The sequence below is a fragment of the Klebsiella sp. G-Nf4 genome, assembly GCF_002810615.1.
Lineage (GTDB): Bacteria > Pseudomonadota > Gammaproteobacteria > Enterobacterales > Enterobacteriaceae > Klebsiella > Klebsiella variicola.
This window is the reverse complement of record NZ_PION01000016.1, coordinates 56,870-81,542: the sequence shown is the minus strand read 5'-3', so window position 1 is coordinate 81,542 and position 24,673 is coordinate 56,870. Positions and strand designations below refer to the sequence as shown.

Annotated in this window: 25 protein-coding genes and 3 pseudogenes; 20 read left to right on the top strand and 8 right to left on the bottom strand. The window is 50.6% G+C overall.

Translation table 11 applies throughout. The annotated features are described in order from the left end of the window. Positions 1 to 104 precede the first annotated feature (104 nt). Together CWM57_RS25050 and CWM57_RS25045 are read right to left on the bottom strand one after the other, a co-directional pair. Complete coding sequence (locus tag CWM57_RS25050; protein ID WP_100676523.1) at positions 105 to 2,108, bottom strand: AAA family ATPase; 2,004 nt, start codon at positions 2,106 to 2,108, stop codon at positions 105 to 107. Positions 2,109 to 2,118: 10 nt separating this feature from the next. Next, entirely contained in the window at positions 2,119 to 2,604 is a 486-nt protein-coding gene (locus tag CWM57_RS25045; protein ID WP_048263657.1) for a hypothetical protein, read from the bottom strand. 375 nt (positions 2,605 to 2,979) lie between these two features. Between CWM57_RS25045 and CWM57_RS28360 the strand changes: the two are divergent. Beyond that, a pseudogene (locus tag CWM57_RS28360) lies at positions 2,980 to 3,776 on the top strand (DUF3644 domain-containing protein). Positions 3,777 to 3,816: 40 nt separating this feature from the next. Here CWM57_RS28360 and CWM57_RS25035 read toward each other — a convergent pair. Together CWM57_RS25035 and vapB are read right to left on the bottom strand one after the other, a co-directional pair. After that, positions 3,817 to 4,233, bottom strand: coding sequence for a type II toxin-antitoxin system VapC family toxin (locus CWM57_RS25035; protein ID WP_100676524.1), 417 nt, complete (start codon positions 4,231 to 4,233; stop codon positions 3,817 to 3,819). Beyond that, complete coding sequence (gene vapB, locus CWM57_RS25030; RefSeq protein ID WP_100676525.1) at positions 4,230 to 4,460, bottom strand: type II toxin-antitoxin system VapB family antitoxin; 231 nt, start codon at positions 4,458 to 4,460, stop codon at positions 4,230 to 4,232. Before vapB ends, CWM57_RS25035 begins: the two co-directional genes overlap by 4 nt. Positions 4,461 to 5,067: 607 nt before the next feature. Here vapB and CWM57_RS25025 point away from each other — a divergent pair. Further along, positions 5,068 to 6,201 carry a DUF3800 domain-containing protein gene (locus CWM57_RS25025; RefSeq protein ID WP_100676526.1) on the top strand — a complete coding sequence of 378 codons (1,134 nt, stop codon included), beginning with the start codon at positions 5,068 to 5,070 and terminating at the stop codon, positions 6,199 to 6,201. Between the two features lie 15 nt (positions 6,202 to 6,216). After that, a complete protein-coding gene (locus CWM57_RS25020) occupies positions 6,217 to 6,510 on the top strand; it encodes a korC (protein WP_100676527.1) in 294 nt (97 codons plus the stop codon). Here the strand turns inward: CWM57_RS25020 and CWM57_RS25015 are convergent. Beyond that, positions 6,500 to 6,706, bottom strand: a complete 207-nt coding sequence (locus CWM57_RS25015) for a hypothetical protein (RefSeq protein WP_100676528.1) — start codon at positions 6,704 to 6,706, stop codon at positions 6,500 to 6,502. The genes CWM57_RS25020 and CWM57_RS25015 overlap by 11 nt on opposite strands. Before the next feature lie 375 nt (positions 6,707 to 7,081). On the opposite strand from CWM57_RS25015, the gene CWM57_RS25010 reads away from it, so the two are divergent. The 5 genes and pseudogenes from CWM57_RS25010 (at position 7,082) to CWM57_RS24980 (ending at position 12,432) form a co-directional block, all read left to right on the top strand. After that, positions 7,082 to 8,185 (top strand): TIR domain-containing protein, encoded by a 1,104-nt coding sequence (locus tag CWM57_RS25010; RefSeq protein ID WP_100676529.1) that lies wholly within the window; start codon positions 7,082 to 7,084, stop codon positions 8,183 to 8,185. Between the two features lie 29 nt (positions 8,186 to 8,214). Next, the gene (locus CWM57_RS25005; protein WP_100676530.1) at positions 8,215 to 9,345 is read left to right on the top strand and encodes a DUF4238 domain-containing protein; all 1,131 of its coding nucleotides are present in this window, start codon (positions 8,215 to 8,217) and stop codon (positions 9,343 to 9,345) included. Further along, positions 9,345 to 9,625: pseudogene (locus CWM57_RS28275) on the top strand (korC). Before CWM57_RS25005 ends, CWM57_RS28275 begins: the two are co-directional and overlap by 1 nt. A gap of 1,209 nt (positions 9,626 to 10,834) precedes the next feature. Further along, positions 10,835 to 11,653: a hypothetical protein gene (locus tag CWM57_RS24985; RefSeq protein ID WP_100676532.1), complete on the top strand. Its 819-nt coding sequence runs from the start codon at positions 10,835 to 10,837 to the stop codon at positions 11,651 to 11,653. Further along, positions 11,653 to 12,432 carry a site-specific integrase gene (locus CWM57_RS24980; RefSeq protein ID WP_100676533.1) on the top strand — a complete coding sequence of 260 codons (780 nt, stop codon included), beginning with the start codon at positions 11,653 to 11,655 and terminating at the stop codon, positions 12,430 to 12,432. Before CWM57_RS24985 ends, CWM57_RS24980 begins: the two co-directional genes overlap by 1 nt. 57 nt (positions 12,433 to 12,489) lie before the next feature. On the opposite strand, the gene CWM57_RS24975 is transcribed toward CWM57_RS24980, so the two are convergent. Continuing rightward, entirely contained in the window at positions 12,490 to 12,747 is a 258-nt protein-coding gene (locus tag CWM57_RS24975; RefSeq protein WP_100676534.1) for a hypothetical protein, read from the bottom strand. A 546-nt stretch (positions 12,748 to 13,293) separates the two neighbouring features. On the opposite strand from CWM57_RS24975, the gene repE reads away from it, so the two are divergent. The 3 genes from repE to CWM57_RS24955 all read left to right on the top strand — a co-directional run bounded on the left by repE (position 13,294) and on the right by CWM57_RS24955 (position 16,978). Then, positions 13,294 to 14,049 carry a replication initiation protein RepE gene (gene repE, locus CWM57_RS24970; protein WP_012539983.1) on the top strand — a complete coding sequence of 252 codons (756 nt, stop codon included), beginning with the start codon at positions 13,294 to 13,296 and terminating at the stop codon, positions 14,047 to 14,049. A 749-nt stretch (positions 14,050 to 14,798) separates the two neighbouring features. Beyond that, entirely contained in the window at positions 14,799 to 16,004 is a 1,206-nt protein-coding gene (locus CWM57_RS24960) for an AAA family ATPase (protein WP_100676535.1), read from the top strand. Continuing rightward, the gene (locus CWM57_RS24955) at positions 16,004 to 16,978 is read left to right on the top strand and encodes a ParB family protein (protein WP_165784259.1); all 975 of its coding nucleotides are present in this window, start codon (positions 16,004 to 16,006) and stop codon (positions 16,976 to 16,978) included. The genes CWM57_RS24960 and CWM57_RS24955 overlap by 1 nt, the downstream gene beginning before the upstream one ends. An 81-nt stretch (positions 16,979 to 17,059) precedes the next feature. Here CWM57_RS24955 and CWM57_RS24950 read toward each other — a convergent pair whose 3' ends face one another. Both CWM57_RS24950 and umuD read right to left on the bottom strand, forming a co-directional pair. Continuing rightward, a complete protein-coding gene (locus tag CWM57_RS24950) occupies positions 17,060 to 18,331 on the bottom strand; it encodes a Y-family DNA polymerase (protein ID WP_100676537.1) in 1,272 nt (423 codons plus the stop codon). Beyond that, positions 18,331 to 18,762 carry a translesion error-prone DNA polymerase V autoproteolytic subunit gene (umuD, locus tag CWM57_RS24945; protein ID WP_020805749.1) on the bottom strand — a complete coding sequence of 144 codons (432 nt, stop codon included), beginning with the start codon at positions 18,760 to 18,762 and terminating at the stop codon, positions 18,331 to 18,333. Before umuD ends, CWM57_RS24950 begins: the two co-directional genes overlap by 1 nt. A gap of 233 nt (positions 18,763 to 18,995) precedes the next feature. Here umuD and parM point away from each other — a divergent pair, with 233 nt between their 5' ends. The 9 genes and pseudogenes from parM (at position 18,996) to CWM57_RS28060 (ending at position 24,650) form a co-directional block, all read left to right on the top strand. Further along, the gene (gene parM / locus CWM57_RS24940; protein ID WP_100676538.1) at positions 18,996 to 19,967 is read left to right on the top strand and encodes a plasmid segregation protein ParM domain-containing protein; all 972 of its coding nucleotides are present in this window, start codon (positions 18,996 to 18,998) and stop codon (positions 19,965 to 19,967) included. Positions 19,968 to 19,969: 2 nt separating this feature from the next. After that, positions 19,970 to 20,641 carry a plasmid partitioning/stability family protein gene (locus tag CWM57_RS24935; RefSeq protein ID WP_060598826.1) on the top strand — a complete coding sequence of 224 codons (672 nt, stop codon included), beginning with the start codon at positions 19,970 to 19,972 and terminating at the stop codon, positions 20,639 to 20,641. A gap of 63 nt (positions 20,642 to 20,704) precedes the next feature. Continuing rightward, a complete protein-coding gene (locus CWM57_RS24930; protein ID WP_048993627.1) occupies positions 20,705 to 20,935 on the top strand; it encodes a hypothetical protein in 231 nt (76 codons plus the stop codon). A gap of 171 nt (positions 20,936 to 21,106) precedes the next feature. Further along, a pseudogene (locus tag CWM57_RS28065) lies at positions 21,107 to 21,299 on the top strand (hypothetical protein); the annotation flags it as partial. A 71-nt stretch (positions 21,300 to 21,370) separates the two neighbouring features. After that, positions 21,371 to 22,072: a DNA methylase gene (locus CWM57_RS24925; protein ID WP_100676539.1), complete on the top strand. Its 702-nt coding sequence runs from the start codon at positions 21,371 to 21,373 to the stop codon at positions 22,070 to 22,072. Beyond that, the gene (locus CWM57_RS24920; protein WP_100676540.1) at positions 22,072 to 22,293 is read left to right on the top strand and encodes a hypothetical protein; all 222 of its coding nucleotides are present in this window, start codon (positions 22,072 to 22,074) and stop codon (positions 22,291 to 22,293) included. Before CWM57_RS24925 ends, CWM57_RS24920 begins: the two co-directional genes overlap by 1 nt. A gap of 9 nt (positions 22,294 to 22,302) precedes the next feature. Then, positions 22,303 to 22,722: a DUF1380 family protein gene (locus CWM57_RS24915; RefSeq protein ID WP_060598828.1), complete on the top strand. Its 420-nt coding sequence runs from the start codon at positions 22,303 to 22,305 to the stop codon at positions 22,720 to 22,722. 53 nt (positions 22,723 to 22,775) lie between these two features. Further along, positions 22,776 to 23,543 (top strand): hypothetical protein, encoded by a 768-nt coding sequence (locus CWM57_RS24910; RefSeq protein ID WP_100676541.1) that lies wholly within the window; start codon positions 22,776 to 22,778, stop codon positions 23,541 to 23,543. Between the two features lie 678 nt (positions 23,544 to 24,221). Further along, positions 24,222 to 24,650, top strand: coding sequence for an antirestriction protein (locus CWM57_RS28060; RefSeq protein WP_060598830.1), 429 nt, complete (start codon positions 24,222 to 24,224; stop codon positions 24,648 to 24,650). Positions 24,651 to 24,673: the final 23 nt, after the last annotated feature.

The following is a 24,673-nucleotide window of genomic DNA, read 5'->3' as shown; positions in this document are numbered from 1 at the left end:
CAGCCAGTGTGTGCCATTCTTTGTTCAGATCCGGAAAAAGGCAGAGTCGGAAACTTAAAGGCCCGATTAATCGAGCCTTGGAGAGAGTGCTGTAGGGTGTTCCTTCAGCTGCGGGCCGTCATTCTTTTGTTTATCAAATCGCACAGCTTTTCAAACCGATCCAGTTCTTCTGTGGACAGCAGTTGAATATCTCCGTCTTTCAGACGGTTCATGAATGCGCGGGCGGGTTTGGCTTTCACAAAATGCTTCTTGTCTGTCGAGAAGGAATTTTCAATCTGTTTGACAATTCGCGGAATTTTCTCATTCAGCTTAAGAGTGCCAGGCTTCAGATCATAACTTTCATCAACCAGTTCGAGGAAAGTATCACGATTAAAGAGATCTTCAATATCACACTCGTCACGCTTTGACTCCAGAGCATCAGACACAAATACCACGTTCTTTCTGTTGAGCATGCCCTGCTGCTGAAGCTCAACGGAAGTCTCACGGCTTTGTTTCTCATCATCCAGAAGTACAACAACATTGAGATTCTGAGAGGACAGTAGAGAAACCATGTAGGACACCCGCTGTGCCCCACCGGCAGGAGTTATTATTATTTTGCTGTTCAGGCCTTTTCTACCAGCGGAGGTAAGTACATCTGAAATCGTACTGAGGTACCAGAAATCAGTTACTCCCTCGACAATAAGGTTATGAGATCCAATAAATAGCGACTGCGCAATGTCATATCCCAGCGCTGCCTGCAACGGGAATAAGGTTGTCGAATCCCCGCTGGGATCGTTGGTTACCGTCGTTCCTTTGTCCTCTGCAATAGAGACAGTTTTTACATCGGAAATATTTTTAATTGGTACAAGGAATGGAGAGTGAGTGGTATAGATAATCTGGTTATCAAAATCATTGGTCAGGTGATTGAGAAGATCAGCTTGAGATTTAGCATGCAAGTAAAGCCCTGGCTCATCCAGTAAAATAACAGCATTTTCTGCTGATCCACCCTTGGTATCAGCAAAAAATGTTATATAGAATGAGAAAAACCATTTAAACCCACGGCTTCTTTCGTCCAGGTTCACCTCAACATCGTAGGCATTATTGGAATCCGAAACATATGTATCAAAATAATCACTGTCAACATTAAAACGGATTTTAAGAGGTTTATCCTGCCAGAGCCTTCGGATTTCTGTCGTAACGACAGCTCCCGCTCTGTTTACAAGCTGATTTCGAACCTCTGAATTATTTCTGTTAGCCGTCAGCTCGTCAGGGGAAATCCCTGCCACCTTGCAAAGTTTCTCAAAATGGATATCGGCATTAGTTAATGCACCCTGCTGTTTATGATAAGTATATTCAGCCATTTGATGGTGACCGTTCAGTTCCGGATATTCATCTACCATCACAAACACAGGGAGTTTTGTAAGGATCCATTCTCGTGCCCGTTTAGATCGGGAAGAATCGTTGCTTATCTCGTTAAGAGTATCCTCCAGTTCATCTAGAGCATCATCTGATTCTGACTTAAGCTCGATGTCATACTTAACAAGAAATTTTCTCAGCTCCTGTGGTTTTCCCATGGCCTGCGCTGACCAGCCAATTGGACGGTCCGGGATCGGAAGTAAGGCATTGCATATATCACTGATAGCCTGTATATCAGGCTGAGTTTGTTCTGTTTCATTTTCGGAGTTATCGAAAAACAAATCAATTTGAGCCTTTATTTTACGGACTTCTTTTTTTATTTTTCGTTCATCATATGTTAATTTGTCAAGACCACTAAAATTGATGTACCTGATTTTTCCATTGTATCGTCTGCTGATGTCAACATAAGTAATACTTCGTGCGCGTGGATAAATGGCACTGAGTTCAGCCAGTTCTGGTTCGGTTAATTTCCACGTTGTATCTACAACTGGTGTGTCAGGAGTACATTCACTCAGTTTTCTGTTTCTTGGGAAATCTTTTATATCATTAAGCTTGCCGAAACCTTCTGCCGGATTAAGGCTTTTAAGAGCGAGTAACAAGTTTGTTTTCCCGCTTTCATTCCTCCCCAGAATTGCAGTCAGTTTCTCAGTGGTTATCAACCCACTGTCAAATACAGAGCGGAAGTTTCGAACACGAAAGGATTCCAGTTTCATACATATTCCCCTATTTCAGTAATGCTGTGGCAATCGCAGTGACGGAAGAAAGAAAGGCCAGCCCAAGAGCAGACCATATTTTAAGATTATTAGTTTTAATTTCGAAGCTGAGCCTTTTATTTTGTTCTTCTACGGCAATCATTTTCGTCACGAGATCCAGCATAATGCCCATCTCTGCAGCACTGACTGGAGGAGATTCACGAGCATCTGTTTCATTGTTTTTCCTTCTTCTTGCATAGCGTAGATGGAGCATATAGAGGGGTTCGCCCTGTGAACTGAGATTGGAAGAGCGTCTGAAAAACGCCGGGTAAGAAGCAAGCACCCGTTCTACCTCCTGCATGTCCATGCCCAGACTATCAGCAATATTCCTAGGGGTTCTGCTGTTCCAGCGTTCATGCGCGCCCAGATGCTGTATCAGAGCTGTCAGGTAGTGGAAATCTCTGGCAAAAGATGGCTCGTTATGAGCAGGTTCATTTGATTGCCGTCCAAATATCATATTTATCCTTAAGAGATACGAACACGATTTACGGAAGAGTATCGGGGAGATCCTGCCCTTCTACGATATGTGAGTTTGTATTTTAAACGGATTTTTAAATGACATCATTGTGGTTTTTAGATGCCTCATACTTACCGAAAAGATTCATAATTATTGATATTAATGGATAAAATCAAGAATTTTTTTGCTTAAATGCAATAATCCTAAAATAGCAACAATTCTGTTTTTTTTGTGATTCACCAGCAATAATCCTCCTCCTCTTTTCCTGAGCTCCGAAAACTCCAAAAATCGAAACCACCCAAATTGACGAATGGCATTGACTCAGTACCTCCTGAATTGACATCCCGTTATACTCTGTAAAAACAGGAGGCTGGCGTGAAACTGAAAATACAGGACCTGAGACTGTTTAATCTCGTCTTTGAAAGCGGTCCGGGCTGGATACTCGATTTCTCCAACCGTACGCTGTCGGCTTTTTTGATGAAGAGCTGAACATTGATATTGATGATGAACTTTATAAGGAAGAAGGAACCTCAAAACCTAAACGGGTAAGATGTTTGCTGAAACAGGTGGATCGTGAGACAGCCCTGCGGGTTCTTGATGCTCTGTGGCGGTATAAAATGTAGACCATGCCTGAGCAGGCCGAACAAAGCCGCAATGACTGGCTTGACTGATTTCACGGCTGAAAAATACGGACGCTGATACAGCCAAAGGCGACAGGCCTGTACAGGTATGGCACGGTGTTGACTGGCCTTCACTGATAGCTGAAATGAACGAGATGAAATCCCTGCCGCCAGATCCGCGGGGTTTCCGTTTTGAAGCATGGCTTGCAGAACTTTTCAGTATCTTTAAGCTTGCCCCCCGCTCATCATTTCGTAACACGGGCGAGCAGATTTGCACGTATTCGAAGGAAAACTCAGCACCAAGGCAAAGTGGGCCCGGGGGGCGTTCATCAGCTGGATGGGGTTTACTGATGAAGGTCTGACGGCCTTCGGGAAAGGAAAACGGGTGATCTGTGTCAGTGGATATGATCTTTAGCATTCACTCAGTCACGGTATCGCTCTGCCCGACCTTCGGACGCAAAACTCCGACACGCAGCGGAAACAGGGGAGCCTTATGCCCAGTTCGACAGGCTTTACACTCTTAAGGGCATAATAACCGGCACGCCGAAATAACCTGCAGGGTAATTCAAGAAATTACCCTGCAGAGAGCGGCTTACTTCACCCAGTCTTCCAGCACCAGGCCAGGCACCCGCTCAAACTCTCTTGTATTATTCGTCACCAGGATGGCGCCCGCCGCGATGGCGTGTCCGGCAATCGCCGTGTCGTTCGGGCCGATCGGCGTGCCGGCGAGGCGCAGCGCCACTCTGATGTCCATCGTGGCATCCACCGCGGCGCGGTCCCAGGGCAGGATGGCATCTAGGCGGGAGCAGAACGCGTCGACCAGCTGAATATGGAGCGGCGAGGCCTTCGGGCCGGTGGCGCCGAAGCGCATCTCGGCATACGTCACGGCCGAGACCACGATGCGGTCACCGCGCAGCACCGCCTGCTCCAGGCGCTTCAGCACCGCTGCCGGCTGCTCGCGCATAATGAACGAGCAGATGTTGGTGTCGAGCATCCAGGTTTTCTTCATGGCTCAAAGCGTCCTTCATCGCGGACCACATCCTCACGCTCCGCCATAAAGTCCGGATCGGCCCTGTCCAGCTGCGCGAATGAGCCCCAGGTCGGCCGGACGGGACGCAGAATGATGCTGTCCCCTTCCCGGACGATCTCCAGCTCACTGACGCCGTCAAAATCCAGGTCCCGGGGCAGACGGATGGCGCGGTTATTGCCGTTTTTAAATATCGAAACTGTGCGCATGGATGTTCCTCCTCTCTGATCTGCATGATGAGTGATTGCATATGTGTAGTATATGCCTGCCTTAATTTTCTGTATAGGTTTTACATATGCAGATGACTGGCATATGCGTATGCCTAGGATATGCAGATGTCAGGCATATGGATATGCTGAACATGTTCTTCTTTCTCGTTTTTTCACCACAGATCCGAAAAAAGGCACAGCTGGAGGTGGCTGTTTGAACCTGCTATTCAGTGAGATAACAGGAACTGACGGCCGGTAAGCGGGTAAACGCCTTCAGAAAAAGTCACCCTGGGCGAGAAAATGGAATTGGGGAAAATGGCATGAAGGAATTAAATAACCAATTAAAATCAGATAAATAGTGGGTTTTCGTGCCTTGAATCGGGCGAAATTTAATGTTTTCGGAAGTGAGAGGTTGCCTGATAATGGCATCAGGCAGCTGCCGACCGGTGATATGGTGATTTACAATAATGCCGGACAGTACCTGATTTGCGCGATCTATTAAACCTGGCACCGGGCTGACAGTCTTTAATTGAGCGACCTGCAGGCCTCTATATAGTTTTATCCCTCGTCCGGCGTCATACCGGAGCCACTGATACAGGATGTCCTGATGCACTTTTATGTTGATGAAACCGGCCATACCGGACCGAACCTTTTTGACAGCACTCAGCCGATACTGTCCTACGGCGTGCTGTCCTCACCCGATGATCTCGATACTGTCGCGGAGCCTGCCCTCGCTGCGCTGCGTAAAAAAATGGGGGTGGTGCGACTGCACGCCGCCGAACTGGGTATGCACCGCCTGGATAACGTCATCGATACGTTACTGGTTCTGCAGAAAAAGCACCGTATCCGCTTTGATATCTGGCAGGTGGTCAAACGCGATCACGCCATCATTTCCTTCTTCGATCAGGTGTTTGACCAGGGGATGAATCCGGTGGTGCCCTGGACGTCCTACTGGACCCCGCTTCGCTATCCCCTGCTGATAAATCTGGCCCGGCTGTTTGATGATGAGCTAGCGGAAAAAGCCTGGCGCGCCCGTCTGGAAGCCCACGATGGCCGGTCGGCGGCGTTGTTGGGGGAAGTCTGCAGCGTACTGCTTTCACGTGTCGGGATGCTGGGCGATCCCCGTTTCATTGAAATTGTGACTGATGCGCTGTCGTGGGCAATGGCCCACTTTGATGAACTCAGCTACAACTGCAAAACCAATAAAGAAAAACTGCAGATCATGCCCAACATGATTGGCTTTCAGTCCGTGCTTCATGGGATCTGCCACCGGCTAGGCGCTCCCAACCGCAAGGCCCGCATCATTGTTGATCAGCAATCGCAGTTCAACACCACCCAGCGGGAGTTGAGCGTATTTTATCGTCAGATTCGCGCTCAGCCATGGGAGCTGGGGCCAGGTCTGCCGGTGATGGACATGAAAAACATGCCAGAGCAACCGCTGGTCTTCCAGTCTGGTACGCAGAGCGCCGGACTGGAACTGGTTGATCTCTATCTGTGGATCTTCAAACGCTTTATGGAAGGTAAAGAACTAACCCGGCCGCTGACACGCCTGGTTTATACCAACCGGCATACCTCTATCACCTCCAGCGTGTCACTGGACGCGATCGGCAAACAGTTTAAAGCGTTCATGGAGACCCTGCCGGAGCCAACGGCGGACATGTTGCAAAAAGGGCGTGAACTTCAGGCCCGGGAAGAAGCCCGCCGTCTGCAGCACCGGGTTCCCGGTTTCACTAGCATCTGACCGGCGGGTGGCACGATGGAAAATCAGGAGCACCTGACGCTGATCCACTCGCTGATCAAAACCCACGCCTTCAACGGTTATACCCTAGTCAGCACGAAGTACTGGCAGACGCCCTCGGTCAGTGACATTTCCGTGGTCCGGGGGCTGATCCCCCTGACTGACCTGGAGCTGGCCCACCGGCTGGCGGTGGACCCACGAACTATCCGCAAATGGAAATCCGGCCAGACACAGATGGTGTTCACCACCTGGTGCTGTCTGTGCTGGCTGGCCGGGCTGGGCATGCCGCTGGATAACGAAATCAACGACTGAAGACGCGACGGTAGATACGGCGGAAAATATACCGGCGGTAATATCGCCAGCTGCATGTCCAGATATAGGGAAGCTCGTCAAAGTGGGTGAAGAACCAGGTGAGGCTCCGGTACGCTACGACAACGGCCCAGATGAACTTACCGATGGCGATGAGGGTGAGGATGACAGTAAATACTGCTGCGATAAATGTAGACATAGTGTTCTCCTTTATGTCCGGGTTGATGTGCAGGTATTTACTGTTGACGAGCGGACTTAAAGGCCGCTTTTCCGCAAAAAGTGAAAATAAATTCGTTTTTCGCCTTTTATTGCCGTTATGTATTGAATAAGACAGAACCTTTGTTGATTACGCATTAATGCCGTTTTTGCAATAATTTTTCACTTTCTTTCTTATTTTGTTCGCAATGTCTCTGTTTCGTTCCTCAGATCCGAAAAAAGGTAAACCCGGAAATGATGGGTTGCATGGTTCTGTCGTGAGGGTATGGAGAAGATTTCTCGAACCGAGCAAGGGAAATTACTCACACCATTTGCTATGCTAACTGCCACACTATTCAGCCTTTTTTTGGGGTAATACATGCCGTTAACACAACTGATGCGTGACACTCTCTCCCTTGTTAAGCAAAATGGCGACAGGACTGATGGGATAAAAGGAAGTGTTCAAAAGAATAAGATTTTCATTAACCGGAGCGATATTGCTATTGAAAAGGGGGATCTGCTTATACGCAGTATGCCGCATGGCGGTACTGAAGAATATATTGTAATCGAGCCTAATTTCAGAATGGGTGTAGGGGGTATTCCTGCGACCTATCAGGCTGAGGTGAGACTGAAGGAAAATACAACTACCGAGGAAATGATGTCATCCTCTTCCACAGCAGTACCGGAAGCAGTTATTGCCACTGTAAATACATTCATTGCTCTGTGTGTCACCATTGTAAATGAGGGTGCATCAAGTCCTGATAAATATGTTTCGCAGTTTTATCGCTTGCGTCAGGAATTACTTGAACTCGATGATAATATCACCATTCCTTCATGGATCAGATTCTCCATGTCACCCGCTGACATTAAGAATAATGTTGGCTTAAACGTCACAGGTGGCGATGGAGCTTGGGGACGAAGACGTCAGTATTTACAGAGCGAATCGATGAAAATACTTTCAAGCTATAAAACCGCTCCAATTATTGAGCATTCTGTTAGTGAGAACAAAATAAAAAATACTGAGCAAGTCAGCGGGTTGACAACGATGGCAAGCGATGCAGGGTTAAACATGAAGAAGAAAGTATTCATTGTCCATGGGCACGATGATAACCTAAAAAACGAGGTTTACATTTTTCTGGCAAATGAAGGTTTCCAGCCTGTCATACTTCATCATGAAGCCAATGAAGGACAGACCATAATCGAGAAGCTTGAGAAGCATATCGACACTGTATCCTATGCAGTGGTGCTTTATACTGCCTGTGATGAAGGGAAAGCCAAGGATGAAACTGCACTAAAAAAAAGAGCCCGGCAGAATGTTGTTTTAGAACACGGCTGGCTCATGTCCAAGCTATCGCGTAAATTCGTCGCTGCGATAGTTGAAGATGGTGTTGAATTTCCTGGAGACCTGTCCGGAGTAGTCAGAATATCTGCATCAGACTGGAAATATGATCTATCTAAAGAATTAAAAGTGCTCAATAATTAAATTGTACTCAGTGATGTAAGGATATTTTTATGGGGTACACCAGAAATCAACACATGCTCTCACAGTGGTTTCTCAGGAACTTCCGCAGTGATGATACGTCACAGAGTCCGAAGGAGAAGCAACGGGTCTGGGCCCACGTTGTGGTTCCTACGGCAGAAGGCAAAAATGACATAAAGGACATCCCGCTACCGATATCCAGCGTGGCCGTCTGTAAGGACTGCTTTCGTCTTACCGACGGTGATACAGGCGAGGTTTTTGATATCGAGCATGAGCTCAGTGACTATGAACAGGATATGGCTTTGCTTGTCCGGGATCTTGTTCAGAACCATAATTTCCCACGTCTGGCTAAATGTGACACTGATGATTTTCCGGTAGAGAAGCTTGCAAGTTTTGCCATATTTCAGATGTTACTTAACCTCAATAACCCGCAAAGTAGATTTCCGGGTAAAAATGAGTTATTTCAGTCATTCATCAATCCAGTAAAAAACAACCTTCAGCATATTATTTCCGAAACAATTTCTTTGCCTGAAGTTATGCCGGAGCTGGCGGCTTTAAGTATCTATCAGAAACTGATTCGTATAGCTCGTTCTTCTTCAGGGGATGACGAAAAAGCTAAGGCCATGTTTGTATTATTTTCCCTTCTAGCGCTCCAGGGAAAAATAACAATGATTGACGCAATGGCCAGGTTACGCGGAGAGGTTTTTTCAGGAATACATCGTGTGGATATATTTCATACCGGGCACCACTTTGACAGTACAGAACCACGTCCGGTTTTTACAGTATCACCTAATGTATTTTGCAAAATAACAGAAGAATCCGTCCTGTACCTTCCCCTTGCTCATAATTTGGCTCTTGAGTTTTATCAGTACCCTGAACACGGATTTTTTACCCCACTGGAAATTAATGTGTTCAGCCCGGCCCCCCAGAAACTACTGACAAAAGACATGTCACGAATCAATGTTTATAAATGCTCCTATGATTATATTGACCAGGTTATGTCAATAATTGATATGTATAACGTCGGGTTTTCAAATATTATTTATTCTAGCTGGCAACTTAGTGACGTAGAAAATTATCTGAAGCTGCAGAACGAACATCATGATAATTATTATCTTCCGGAACATCCCGTTTGCTGGACTGTATCCAGGGAGAAAGGCTGATGGCCCTGACCCCGGAACAGATAAGTTGCCGGAAGAAGCTCGTGGCAACGGGTGACTTCAATGCCCATACTCTGCTGCCTGGAGAGGAGTGGACCAAGCCAGAAACGTTGATGTCCGGCACGTTCTGTCGTTGATCTCACTGAATGACATTCAGTTGGCCGAGCGGCTGCATGTCAGGGAGCGTACGGTCCGTAAATGGAGATCAGGGGAAACCAAGATGGTTTTCACCACTTGGTGCTGCCTGTGCCAGATTGCCGGACTGGGCTCCCTGTTAGAATAATTTACTGAACCATCTGCGGAGCCTGCATTTCATCTCAGGGAACATGAAACGGCGATAGTATCGCCAGTTTCGTTTCCAGATATGAAGAGGTCGTCAAAATTGGTCAAAAACCATGTTAGACCACGGTAAGCGACCACGATAGTCCGATAGTCCAGATATAGTGGCCGCAGGCGATCAATGTAAGTACAGCTGCAAATAATAATGACATAGTAAGTTTCCTTGTCTGTGGTTTATCTACAGGTATTTAGAATTCGCCTGGCGGCCTTTAAGGCCTGTTTATGAAAAATAACTGAAAAAAGTTTCCCTTACTTCTTTGTTGCTGTATCAGACTCAGAAAGCAGTGAATTTTGCATTCCCATGAAATAATCCACTTTACGCAACAATATGGTGTTTTTTTTGCTTTTAATGCAATAGTCCTTCTCTTCCTCTCCTGAGATCCGATTTCTGGTGGTTCCGGATCTGCGCACACCGCTCCGGGGCTCAGCGGCGCATAGACACAAGATGTAGTGTTATTGTCAGCTGTACACCACGCTATATGTTGTGGATCTCCCCTGCCCCGTGACCCGGCGCGCAGCAGCAGAAAACAGTGCTTCGCTTACTTCCTGACCGTGGTACACTTCCGGAAACGGTGAGATAGCGGAAAAGTCGGATCTACCGGAACCGGCCATCCGGTAATTTAACGGCGTGGTTGTATGGCTGCTTTTTATCTAGGATAGAATGATTACTTAATGGAAAAATCACAATATGTGACTATCAGGCGCGTCAGTAAGTGATGACAGATGATGTCAATTCGGTACTATTAACTGGGTAATTAATTTATGACTCAAAGCACTGACTTACCAAACACTGGGTTATCCGGGTTATGGAATGAACTCTGTGACTACCAGCGAATTTGGTTTCACAGAACTAACAGCTACGGGTATCCCTTGGTACATGTTTTAGATCATGACGGTAGGGAGATTGCTCGTCGTATTAACTCAACTGGGCACTGGGAGTGGAGAACTCACTCTCCTGAGCGTTGGTTCCCGATTCCTGATGATGCTATTCCTTACGAGTTCCAGAGTGACGAGGAACTCGATGGTATCTACCTGGATTCGCTTGATACCACTGTTCCGGGTGGTTTCAGGGGTTTATCCATCTGAAGTTGTAACAAGTAAATGACGGGCGGGATTTCTCCTTTATTAAGGCACTATAAGAGGTCACAGCAATATGGGTAGCATGAAGGAATATATGCAGGATCTGGAAGCTGAACGGTTTGATGAATGGCTTGAGGAGAATTACCCGGATGTTATTCCCAACTCTGAAGAATGGGAGCAGGCCGCGAACTTGTACTGCTGGGAGCAGGAAGCGCTGGCCGATCTGGCTCAGTGGGATCATGAACACGGGCTCTTTGTGGCTTCTCTGAACAATATTCATCAGCGTTACATACACGCAAAGGAGGAGCTGAAGAAGCTGTATACCCTACTCGATAAGGAGCAGCCTGAACTGGTGTACAGGATGTCTTTCGTCCATGCCGTTACGGTCATGGAGGCATACCTGATGTATTGCGCCAGGGCACTGCTTGAGCATGACTGGCCCCTTACACGTTTCAGGGATGAGTTTTATATGAAGTCAGATAGAATAAAAAACCCGGTAAAACATGCTGCCCGTGAGATGGAGCTTTCACTTTTCCGCCCTGCGGCGCGAAACTTCGTTTCCCGAATGACTTTTCATAACGTTAAAACCATTAAGCGCTATTTCGGGGCCGTGCTGCACATCCCTCCCGTCTGGCCAACTGAGCCACTGGGCATCGTCTCAGACTGGCGAAATGATCTTGTACACCGCAACGGCGTGGATGAACATGATGTGCCACGAGTGATATCAGCACAGCAGCTGCAGAATACCTTGCAAAAAGTATCGGACCTGATAGAGGCGGCTGACATATCCCTGCGACTGGAAGTGGACTATTTCGGTAACTGGCGTAATGAGGAAAACCGGGAAATCATCGCATCAGCACTGAATATACCTCCAGCCGGAGAGTCACACTGATGACCGGACTCGTTACCCTGGGGCAGCAACCAGGAACGATAGCTCAGTTGCCTGTGTCCATCGACTATCCGGCGGCGCTGGCTCTGCGCCAGATGGCTCTCGTTCAGGACGAACTGCCCAGATACCTGTTGGCTCCGGAAGTTAGTGCCCTGCTCCACTATGTTCCCGATCTGCACCGCAAGATGCTGCTGGCAACACTGTGGAATACGGGCGCGCGTATTAATGAAGCGCTGGCCCTGACCCGGGGGGATTTTTCGCTGGCGCCGCCGTATTCATTCGTGCAGTTGGCCACGCTCAAGCAGCGCACCGAGAAAGCGGCCAGGACGGCAGGTCGTGCCCCCGCAGCCAGTCAGGTCCATCGTCTGGTTCCCCTTTCCGATCACCACTATGTCAGCCAGCTGCAGATGATGGTGGCCACCCTGAAAATTCCTCTCGAAAGACGAAACAAGCGCACCGGCAGAATGGAGAAGGCGCGTATCTGGGAGATCACAGACCGTACCGTCCGCACCTGGCTTAGCGAAGCGGTGGAGGCTGCAGCGGCCGACGGGGTGACGTTCTCAGTACCGGTGACTCCCCATACGTTCCGTCACTCCTACGCAATGCACATGCTGTACGCCGGCATACCACTGAAGGTTTTGCAGAGCCTGATGGGCCACAAATCGATTAGCTCGACGGAAGTCTATACGAAGGTGTTCGCACTTGATGTTGCTGCGCGGCATCGAGTTCAGTTTCAGATGCCTGAAGCGGATGCGGTAGCCATGCTGAAAGGGAATATTTAAGTACTTAGGAGACTGATGCTGGCGAACGTCCTGCTCGCCGGTAAGGTCTGTCAGAAGTTATCTGGACCAGCTGACGGGAATATGTGCTCTGTATTCCTGATACTGCTCATAAATCGCATGCTGAAGCATCGTAATACGTTCTGACAATCTGTTGGCGTCCGACATATGCCGCCATTCCCCCTCAATAGTGGTTTTCTGTCCATCCGGGAGATTGAGCGTGATCAATACCTTTGTATCACGAATAATCACCCCATCAGTGAAAGAATTAAGACCACTCCTTACGGTATTATCTATCTGTATATCTTGAAGTTTCATCTTGTTACCTCCTGTTGTAAGGATCCCTAGCATAAGTATCTGAATTCATATTGCCAAGTGAAATGTCTGGATATGCCGCATTTTACCCAGTGCGCCGTAATTCTGGTCATGGATATGATCGAGCCAGCAGTGCTCGCCGCAGCCGAGCGACAGGGCGAAGCCCCGAGTGAGCGAGGAAGCACCAGGGAACAGTGCTTATATATTCCGCTTACGCTCTATGCCTGAAAAATTTCCTTACCTAGGGGTTATCCACTTATCCACCGGGATATTTTTATAAGATCTTTTTTTATAGTTGTTAGATCTTTATTTTTAGAATGCCCGCAGGCCTTTATCCATGCGGGTTCCAGAGGAGGAACTGTGACAAACCGCCCTTTCAGTGTGACAAACCACCCTCAAATAGCATTCCTTTCTGTGACAAATCACCCTTAACCCTGTGACAAATTGCCCTCAGATGGCGTTGCTTTTCACAAAGTTATCCATCCCTGTTGACTCTGTTTTATGAAGTGTGACAATCTGAAAACCTGTCACACTTCACATGGATCTGTCATGGCGGAAATAGCGGTTATAAACCACAAAAAACGTAAAAATAGCCCGCGGATTGTCCAGTCAAATGAGCTGACTGAGGCGGCATATAGTCTCTCCCGGGATCAAAAACGTATGCTGTATCTGTTCGTTGACCAGATCAGGAAATCCGATGGTTCGCTGCAGGAACACGACGGCATCTGCGAAATTCATGTTGCTAAATACGCTGAAACATTCGGGCTGACCTCCGCTGAAGCCAGCAAGGATATACGACAGGCTTTGAAAGGTTTTGCAGGTAAGGAAGTGGTTTTCTATCGCCCTGAAGAGGATGACGGCGATGAAAAAGGGTATGAATCCTTTCCCTGGTTTATCAAACGTGCCCACAGCCCATCCAGAGGGCTTTACAGCGTACATATCAACCCCTATCTCATTCCCTTTTTCATCGGGCTACAGAACCGGTTTACGCAGTTCCGGCTCAGTGAAACAAAAGAGATTACCAATCCGTATGCCATGCGTTTATACGAATCCCTGTGTCAGTACCGTAAACCTGATGGCTCAGGTGTCGTGTCCCTGAAAATCGACTGGATCATGGAGCGCTACCAGCTACCTCAAAGTTACCAGCGTATGCCGGACTTTCGCCGCCGTTTCCTGCAGGCAAGTGTTGATGAGATCAACAGCCGGACACCAATGCGCCTCTCTTACATCGAGAAAAAGAAAGGCCGCCAGACAACTCATATCGTATTCTCTTTCCGTGATATCACCTCCCTGACAACGGAATAGTTTGAGGGTTATCTGTCACAGATTTGAGGGTGGTTCGTCACATTTGATCCGGCAGGTTGAGGGTGATTTGTCACAGTTTTGCTGTTCCCTCCCTGGCAGCCTGCGCTTATTAATACCTTTTTGGCTGTAACCGGTAGTGAAACCAAGTTTGAGGGCAATTTGTCACAATACATGAGTGCAGTTTGTCACAGTTGAATGAGTGCAGTTTGTCACAGTTGATTTCCCCTCTTTCCCTTTTTCCCTCTTCCCTTTAGTCGCAAGTCCTGAGGCAGTGGTCGAGCTCGTCATAATTGATGAGGGCAGATTGTCACACTTATTGCCCTGAACAGGCTATCTGCGCGTGTGCCTGCGCTTGGGGCGTTTCCCGCAGACCCGGCCTGACCCGTATCCCACAGTCAGGGCTGCCTGCGAAGTTGCCCTGTTTCCAACAGAGGATGGAAACCTATTCATGTATTGGGCGTAAGAGCTATCTGCCTGAACGGCTCCTCTTTGCTTCCTCGCCAGTTCGCTCGCTACGCTCGGTCTCATGGCTGCGGCGAGCACTGTTACAGAAAAGCTATCTTTGAACGGTCGTAACAAAAATCAGCCCCTGAGCGTAAAATTGCGATTCAGAACGGTGTTTGAGTGGAACACCCTTCTGGCTTGTCCAAACCCTCCCATTGTTGAGAGCGAAATCAAAACAACATGATTTTTTACTTGCAACATGACTCTTTTTGTTCAAAATGACAAAAAACGTCATGAGGTGATGAATGGACAATATTGAGCAGTTACGGAAAGTCGCCACACGTGCAGGTAAGCTTCTGACATCTTTGAGCGAAAATATACGCCAGCAAAAAGAGGAATTGAAACTTACCGAGTTCTATCAGGAATACAGCAAAGCCGCCCTGTATAAGCTGCCTAAACTCAGTAAAGGCAGTGTTGAGTATGCTGTGGCCGAAATGGAAGCCGGTGGCTACGTTTTTAAAAAGAAACCTTCCGGCAATACGATGAAATACGCGATGACGATTCAGAATGTCATCGATCTGTATTTCCATCGTAAAGTGCCCAAGTACAGGGATCGCTTCGATAAAGCCTTCACGATTTTTGTTTGTAATCTTAAAGGTGGTGGTTCCAAGACAGTCTCTACCGCTTCATTATCACATGCTTTTCGAGCTCATCCTCAGCTTCTGTTCGAAGACCTCCGTATTCTGGCCATCGATTTCGATCCGCAGGCATCTTTGACAATGTTCCTGAGCCATGAGAATTCAGTGGGCTTGGTTGAAAATACGGCTGCTCAGGCCATGCTCCAGAACGTGTCTCGTGAAGAATTACTTTCCGATTTTATAGTGCCGTCGATTATTCCGGGTGTTGATGTCATTCCCGCTTCCATTGACGATGCATTCCTTGCTGAAGGCTGGAAGGGGCTGTGTGAAGAACATCTGCCAGGGCAAAATATTCATGCAGTGCTTAAAGAGAACATTATCGACAAGCTCCAGCATGACTACGACTTTATTTTCCTTGATAGCGGTCCTCACCTTGATGCATTCCTGAAAAACTGTATTGGTGCGGCAGACCTGATGTTGACCCCCCTTCCACCGGCGACGGTTGATTTTCATTCTTCCCTGAAGTTTGTGGCCAGCCTCCCTGCCCTCATTGATTCGATCGAAATGGACGGGCATACCTGCAATCTCATCGGTAACGTCGGCTTCATGTCCAAAATCCTGAACAAGTCTGATCACAAAATTTGTCATAGCCAGGCCAAAGAGGTTTTCGGTGCCGATATGCTCGATATGGTTCTGCCGAGACTGGATGGTTTCGAACGCTGTGGGGAGACTTTTGACACCGTTATTTCAGCAAATCCCGCAACCTATGATGGAAGTACAGAGGCGCTAAAAAGCGCAAAATCAGCAGCGGAGGACTTTGCGAAGGCAGTATTTGATCGCATTGAGTTCATTCGTACTAACGGAGGTATGTGATGTCGAATGAGAGAAGAAAAACCATCGGCAGACAGTTAAATACTCAGGCGTCAATGGTCGAGATGACTGACACCGATAGAAGCCAGGTATTTACCTTAAAAACCGGCAGGAAGGTAACGTTCAGGTTTGTTCGGATACCTGCAGCTGACGTTGAAAGTATGACCTTCGTAAACCAGGAGAACAATGGACGAGATCAACTTGCTCTAACCAGGGAGTCTCTGAAATCCATTATCCAGACGATTAAGTTTCAGCAGTTCTTCCCCTGTATTGGTATTAAGCAAGGTGAAAAGATTGAGATACTGGATGGTTCAAGACGGCGAGCCTCAGCGATTTATATCCGCACAGGCCTTGATGTCATGGTTACCGATGAACATTTATCAGCTGATGAAGCTCGCCAACTGGCTAAAGATATCCAGACAGCTAAAGAACATAACCTTCGGGAAATCGGCCTGAGACTGATAGCTCTTAAAGAATCCGGATTCAATCAAAAGGAAATTGCTGAACTGGAGGGGTTATCTCAGGCTAAGGTCACCAGGGCGCTGCAGGCGGCGGCAGTACCGCAAGACTTGATTGCTCTGTTCCCGGTTCAGTCGGAGTTGTCATTTAGTGACTATAAAATTCTTTTAGAAGTTAACGAAAAACTCAGTGAAAAGGGCTTAACGCCTGAAGAGCTCATTCAGTCTGTCTCAGATCGGCATAATGCAATTTTAAGTGATTGCGAGCGACCAGAAGACGAACAGAAAGCCAGTATACTGAAGCTGATTTCTCAGGCATCTCAGGCATTGATAGCGCCACCTCCCAGGGAAAAGTCAGTGATTTCCCCACTCTGGACCTTTGAAGAAAAGGACAAGTTCGCACGCAAGCGTGTGAAAGGGCGCACGCTGACTTATGAGTTTAGCCGTATGTCAAAAGTGGTTCAGGATGAACTGGACAAGGCTATCAATGAGGTCCTTGAAAGAAATTTGAGTCAATAATTTCGCCATGGCGATTTCACATCTAACTTGTTGTAATTAAGAAGTTTAGGTTGAGAATTTCAAGGTGAAATCGCCAAAGTTTTACGCCAGTTTCGCTTCAGGAATATCTGACCATCGTGTCGTATAAGCAGGAGAAAGCATCTCCCGTTTCATCTGCCATTCCGGGGCAATGCCCCGCCCCGCAAACCATACTTTACCCAGCCCTGAGTGGTTGATCCCGTCCAGAACCTTCATCAACTCAGCACTGTGAGGGCGTGGCGGGCGTTCGTCGAACAGTTGCAGCTGCGAAACGCCGGAGCCGGTGAAGTCATTCAGCATAACTCCGGCTTTGGCATACCGGTGCTCATCCCTCCAGATACGCTCCAGAGCCGTTGTGGCGGCTGCAATGATGTCCCTGGTGTCCTGAGTCGGGGTAAGCAGTTTTTCCGTGGCCACGTTGCCGTAGTACAGCTCTTTAGCGGCGAACGGGGACGTTTTGATGAAAACGGAAATATGCCGGCAATACTGGCGCTCTTTACGCAGCTTTTCAGAGGCCCGCTCTGCGTGCTGGCAGATAGCCTGGCGGAGCGACTCGAACTCAGTGATCTTCACGCCAAAACTGCGGCTGCACACAATTTGCTGTTTAGTCGAAGGGGCTTCCTCAAGCGAAAGGCAGCTTTCCCCGTTCAGTTCACGTACCGTTCGCTCAAGGACCACAGAAAAATTTTTGCGGATGAAGGCCGGGTTCGTCAGAGCCAGATCGAGTGCGGTCTTTATGCCCAGCACATTCAGCTTGCGTGCAATACGGTTACCCACCCCCCATATTTCTTCAACTGGCTGCAGTGAAAGCAGTTTCCGTGTTCTCTGCGGATTTCCCCTGGTCAGAGCGAGTACGCCACGAAACTGTTTCCACTCTTTTGAGGCCCACTGGGCTGATTTTGCGAGGGTTTTCGTTGGTCCGGCGCCCACGCCAATAGTCAGGCGGGTACAGTCATACACGTGCTGACGCAGCTGCCGGCCGAAGTCCTCAATCTCCATACAATGCTCCACGCCGGTCAGGTCGAGGAACATCTCATCAATTGAATACTGTTCCACCCTGGGTGCCAGTTCCTCCAGGCAGTTCATCACGCGCGCTGACATCGAGGCGTAAAGTTCATAGTTACTTGAAAATGCATATATTTTTTCCGGGTACCTTTCGTTTTTTATCTGAAACCACGGAGTCCCCATTTTGATCCAGGGCTTCGCCTCGGCACTGCGAGCGATTACGTTCCCGTCGTTGTTGCTCAGGACGACTATCGGCTTTCCTTTCAAATCCGGGCGGAAAACACGTTCACAGCTGGCATAGAAGCTGTTCACATCGGCCAGGGCAAACATCAGTACATCTCCCTCGGTCGGTGGATGATATGCGTGACGACGCCAAAGATATCCAGCTCGTCGGGGTCAGGATAAATCGGCGACCAGGAGGCATTCATGGGCTGCAGCGTCAGCCGTGGCGTCAGCAGAAGCCGTTTCACCGTAAACTCCCCCTGTACGCTGGCGACAACGATATCGCCGTGCCGCGGCTTTTCAGCACTGTCCACAACCAGCAGATCGCCATTGTACAGACTGCCGTCGGCCATGCTGTCTCCGCTGGCACGCAGGTAGTAAGTCGCGCTCGGATGCCGTATGCAGTAATCATGGAGATCCAGATCGGACTCGACATAGTCAGCAGCAGGGCTGGGAAAACCGCAGCAGGCCAGATCGGCAAACAATGGATGGGCCTGTGGCGGGAGTTCTTTCCCGGCGCTGAAAAGTTGGAGCTTCATCTTTCCTCCTGATACTCCAAAAAATACTGGTTATGCATACAGTATATTTTACAGCGTGGCGATAATCCAGTTCGCCTTCTGAACGAACTTTTTGAGTAAATAAAAGTGCTCAAAATGCTCTATTTAATCATTTTGATGTTTTTATATTGCTCATATTGAGAAATATTACTTTGATTTTTTCATTTTGCTCGTATAATTAGTATCAAATTGAGTGTGATTAACGGAGCATAATGATGAATATTTACTGCGATGATGGTTCAACTAATGTTAAGCTGGCATGGTTTGAAGGCGATGAGCTTCAGACCCGAGTCTCTGCGAACTCCTTCAGGCATGGCTGGAAAGTGGCGGAATTCAGTGCGGCAACGTTCAATTATCAGGTGGGCACGCTGAAATACACCTGGGACAGCGTCAGCCGGGATGCCATCCCGACAACAAACGTGGATTATCAGTACGGTGATCTCAACCTGCTGGCTGTGCATCATGCGCTGCTGAACAGCGGACTGGAGCCGCAGCCGGTGAGTCTGACCGTGACGCTGCCCGTGAGTGAATATTACGACGGGGACTGCCAGCGGAACGAGGAAAACATACGACGCAAACGGGATAATCTGATGCGTGAGCTGGTTCTGAATAAGGGCAGGGCGTTTACCGTAACGGACGTGAAGGTGATGCCGGAATCACTGCCGGCGGCGTTCTCCCGTCTCGCTGAGCTGAAACCTGGCCCCGCGGAGACCACCCTGATTATCGATCTCGGTGGCACCACGCTCGATGCCGGTGTGATTGTCGGCCAGTTTGATGACATCAGTGCGGTGCACGGTAATCCGTCTGTTGGCGTGTCACAGGTCACCCGGGCAGCTGCAGGCGCACTGCGGGCGGCAGACAGCGAAACCAGCGCCCTCATCGCTGACACTATCATCCGCAACCGCAATGATCGTCAGTATCTGCAGCGTGTGATCAACGATGCCGGTAAAATCGACGAGGTTCGGAACAAAATAGCAGAGGCAATCACCTCCCTGGGGGCGCGAGTCACCAGTGAGCTGACGGCTTTCAGGAACGTTAACCGGGTATTCCTGGTCGGGGGAGGGGCCTCCCTCATAGAAGAAGCTATCCGTCAGGCCTGGCCTCTGGCCCCTGACCGTATCGAGGTTATCGGCGATCCGCAGATGGCGCTGGCCAGGGAGATTGCCCTTTACAATAAAGAGGACTAAACGTGCCGGACGGCCAGTATTCTTTCTATCTGCACAGCGACGATCGCACCGACATCGCGGCGATGGCTACCATCAGCACCATCTCACAGCCCCTGCGCGGTGAGTTCATCCGTACCGCCGCCACCGCCGGGTCGGTGGTATACCAGGTGGATGCCCGTTTACCGGCGCTGATCCCGGTGTTCTTTGCCGGGCAGCTGAGCGCTGTCCGCCTTTGCGCTGTTATGGCCCTGGTCTCCGGAACCTGGTCTTCACTCGCCGGCCTTCCGGATGAGCCCGAAAGTGGTGAGGCTGCTCTGCCTGTATCACCGGAGACGGAATATCAGCGCCGGCGTTACACCCTGACGCTTCAACATGGCCGGAGCGGAGAACGGGTGGAAAGTGTGCTGACGGAATCATCATCCCGTCTGCGTGGCGATCTGCTGAGAAACCTGATTATCACCGGTCTTGCCCTCCACACGACGGCACCGGAGCTGCCGCGCCTGCTGGCCAGTATGCCGGTACCGCCCACCTCGGTCAGTGAGCTGCAGGCGCTGGTTCAGCAGATGGCCGGCTCCGCTGGCGTGAGCAGGGCTGCTGCTGCAGTAGCGGATACGCCGGCAACATCTGCCGTGCCGGTGTCGGGGTCGGATACCCGGGAAATAAAGAAAAATATGCGGCGTGCATTCGGTGACTAACAGTACGAATCACATCCACCACTATACCGATTTCAAATGACTGGCATCCCCAGGGAGGTTCTCATGTCACCAGGATTCAGAAATGTTCTCCGTCTCGCCCGCATTCCCGTCGACAGCAGTGAACCGGTGCGCAGAAAATTTGGCAGCCGGCTGATTGGCATTGTGACGGTATGTCTGCTTCCGCTTCTGGTTTTCGACGTTCCGCAGTGGGGTTTCATTTTGTCGCAGGTCATCTGGGGGGCGGGCGTCTATATTGGCCTGTCCGTGGCCGGGGATAAATCCCTGAACCGCTGATACAAACTTTCTGGTTGTTCAATAAAAGAACAGACGTAGTGGCGTCTGTTCTCCCGTGCTTCTCCGTCGTTTGCCTTCAGGTTATCCACAATCTTAAGCCCCGGATTTGTGGACAGGTATGCCGGTAATTCCCCATTCGCCTGACGTTAACGCAAGCCTGCCACCCGCTGCCAGTGTCTCGCGTCCGGTCTGGTACGGGACGGGCGGTTTTCCGCTCCGGCCCGGCGTCGTTGAGAGTGTACGCCAGTCCCTCGCCCTTTTAAGGAACGCCCTTCAAGCCGCTTTCGCGGCATATCCTTGCCGTCGAAAAGACGGACGGCTGCGGTATTCCACGGTCGGCCTGACCCGTGACCGGACGCGATGAACAGGCAGCGTGCGGCAGGGAACGGTATCGCGGTGATGCCTCCTGCCCCCTCTGACTACAGGAGTGCTGCCATGTCCAGATTCATTCTCGGGAACTGTATTGATGTGATGCGCGGATTCCCCGACCGTGCCGTGGACCTTATTGTGACCGATCCGCCTTACCTCGTCGGCTTTAAGGACCGCCAGGGCAGACAGATTGCCGGGGATGTGACGGACGAGTGGCTGCAACCGGCCACGCTGGAGATGTACCGCGTCCTCAAAAATGACGCGCTGATGGTGAGCTTCTACGGCTGGAACCGTGTGGACCGCTTTATGGCCGCGTGGAAGGCGGCAGGATTCTATGCCGTGGGCCAGCTTGTGTTCACCAAAAACTATGCCTCCAACCGCCGTAATGCCAAGGCCCGACGCGGATTTGTGGACTACTGCCACGAAGGGGCTTATGTCCTTGCCAAAGGCCGTCCCGTGCCGCCACTTAAACCGCTGCCAGACGTGCTGCCCTTCCCGTATACCGGCAATGCCCTGCATCCGACGCAGAAACCGGTGGAGGCGCTACAGCCGCTGATTGAGTCATTCAGCGCCCCGGGCGCGATTGTTCTCGACCCGTTTGCCGGAAGCGGGTCGACCTGCGTCGCCGCATACCGCGCCGGACGCCGCTATATCGGCATCGAAATGCTGGCGCAGTACCACCGGGCCGGAACCGAACGACTGGCCGCCATGCACCGGGCCGTCAATACCCCGGCGGCGAATGATGAATGGCTCCCGGAGGCCGCGTAATGAATTACGACGGACACGAAGCCCTTCGTCGCGATATGGCCGGGCTGGCGAACAATCTTTGCGACCTGAAAACCACCCTGAAAGTGCTGGAAGACACGTACCACTACCGGCACGACGGACTGACGGAACGGCTTGCCGGTATCAGTCTGCGACGTCTCAGCGTCCTGATGGATGAGGCGTTCAATATTGCACTGATGATCGATGAAAGCTTTCTGGAGTGAGGAGAGAAAATGTACGGAATCCGTGAAGACATTTGCAGGATGCTGAGTGAGCAATATCCCGCAGAAACCCCGCTGAACCTGATTATCTGGACTCCGGCGGATATTGAAGCGCTGGCTGACGGGATGGAATATTCCGTTTCAGGACAGGACGTAAGGGCCGTGCTGGAACGCATGGATGCCATACCGGAAGAACAACGTCTTGAGTCGGGCGTGTCAGCCGGACTGGTGATGGCACTGATAGACCAGGTGAAAGAGAACGGGCAGAGGGTGACTGTGCCGGTTGACCTGCTTGAAACCCTGCTGATTACAGCTGAACAGGCATTGTGGGACAGGGAATGGACCGCACGGGATCGCAATCACCCGGTGCCGGAAAGCGTCATGCGCCGCCTGGCAGATACAGCAAAAGTGCGCGCATTACTGAAAAGCTGACAGCAGCTCGCCCCGACACGCTGCGGGGCAATATCACCCGAACAGAGACGATAATGATGAAAAATGAAACCCTTAACGCGCTTATTCTGCGTCACGGCGACCGGATGCTGCGCCAGGCTGGCTGGCCCGACGCTGTTGATATGGCACCCGTCGCACCCGAAACCGTACCCGGCTGGCTCGCCGCCTGCGGCTCTCTCAGTGGCGTGGAAATCCTCACGCTTACGGAACAGCTTTGTCAGCCGCTGACGTATGGCCGGGCAGCGTTGTTGCTCGCCAGCGCCCGGCGGCTGGCGGGAACCCCGGCCCGTCTGCATCTCTTTCCGGTGCAGGCATATCCGCATCCGGAGCGGCTGGCTGACTGTCAGGTTATCCGCCTGCCTTACGCTCAGGAATGGCTGACGGCGGCGGAATGTGTCGATCTGCTGGCCTTCCTGAAAGCCTCCCTTACGCAGATAACGGAAATCGTCCACCGGGATACGAAGCGCATCGCCGCCGCACTGAAGCCGTCCGTCACTCCTCATCTGATGGACAGGCGGATCGGTGACTGGCGCTTGCTGGCCGCTGAGTATGATCATGATAACTGGCTGGACGAGGATGAGACCGACAGGCTGGATCAGGTCCTTGATGCCATTCTTATTCGCGATGCGCGATTCTGCCCGGTTCTGCTCACCCTGGTTAACGAGCGGGAGGAAAATATCAGGAGCGCAGGGGTTATCACTGATCAGCTGCGTTTTACGGACACTCCGGTCCGGCGCTGGTTTGATCGCCGGGTTTTAAAGGATGTGGTGAGAGAGGCCCGCGCCATCAAAACTCAGGAGTGACCGCCCGGCGCATCAGGGGAGGGGGGATCCTCCCTTGTCAGCCTGCCGGCACAGGAGGAGTGGTGCAATAAGGATGTCGCCGTGCCAGCTCCACGTCCACCCGGCCCGTTTTCCGGGCCTTTTGGGTGAACCCCCCCCCTTCTGTTAATGCCGTACCGTATGCGGGCGGTGCCGTGCCTTCACTGTAGCCCGGCTGCGGCAGAGGCAGGAGTTCGCTGGCGCAGCCATCCCCGGATGAAGTCGCCGGCTTGCCGTTGCCGCCGGCTCCGCTTCACCCGGTCCCATCCCTCCGGTCTGTGGCCTTATTCCTGCGTCTGTCGTGTCGCGACATCTGCTTCCGCTTTTCTCCCTGTGGTCGAAAAACGGGACAGAAACCCTGTATTCAACCTCCTGCATCGCGACGGGTAGTGCCGTGCCTTCACTTTAGCCCGGCTGCTGCAGATGCAAGGGTTCGCTGACGCCGCCATCCTCGCCCGGTCGCAGTTTTTTTATGATACTCGCCGTTCTTCCCGTCGTTTTCTCGCTCAGGTTTCGCTCGAAAACCGTCCAGACCCGCTTCGCGCTTTATCTGCGCTGCGGCCTCCGGTGTCGCCCCTGCATCTTCCGCTTTCCGCCGGGCTGACGTGTCGGCACGGCACAACCCGGTGCCGCAGTCCATGTGATTACGGAGGTTTATCCATGCAGTATGTGAAGACATGCCCTGTCCTGAATGTTGAAGAGTCCGACCGCCTGTCCTTCATGCCGTACCTGTTCGGCACGGATTTCATGCTCGCGGAATTACAGGTGTACGCTCTGGCCAAAAAATGGATGCCCGGATATGAGGGCGGCTTCTGGCATTTCATCCGCCTGCCGGAGGGGGGCGGATACATGATGCCAGACAGTGGGCGGGTACATCTGGTCAGTGGCGAAAACTGGTTTGATCGCACGGTCAGCGCCGACGCGGCGGGCATTATTCTGACCAGTCTGGCAATTAATCGCCGTCTGGCGGCCCATCATGACAGCAGTAACCCGGCACTGACTCGTCTGTATATGCTGCGTGATGCCCAGCTCTGGAATCACATCACCCTTCACCCGGAATGCAGTGCTATTTACGCCGCGCTGGACTGATTCACGACCGGGGCGGTTACTCC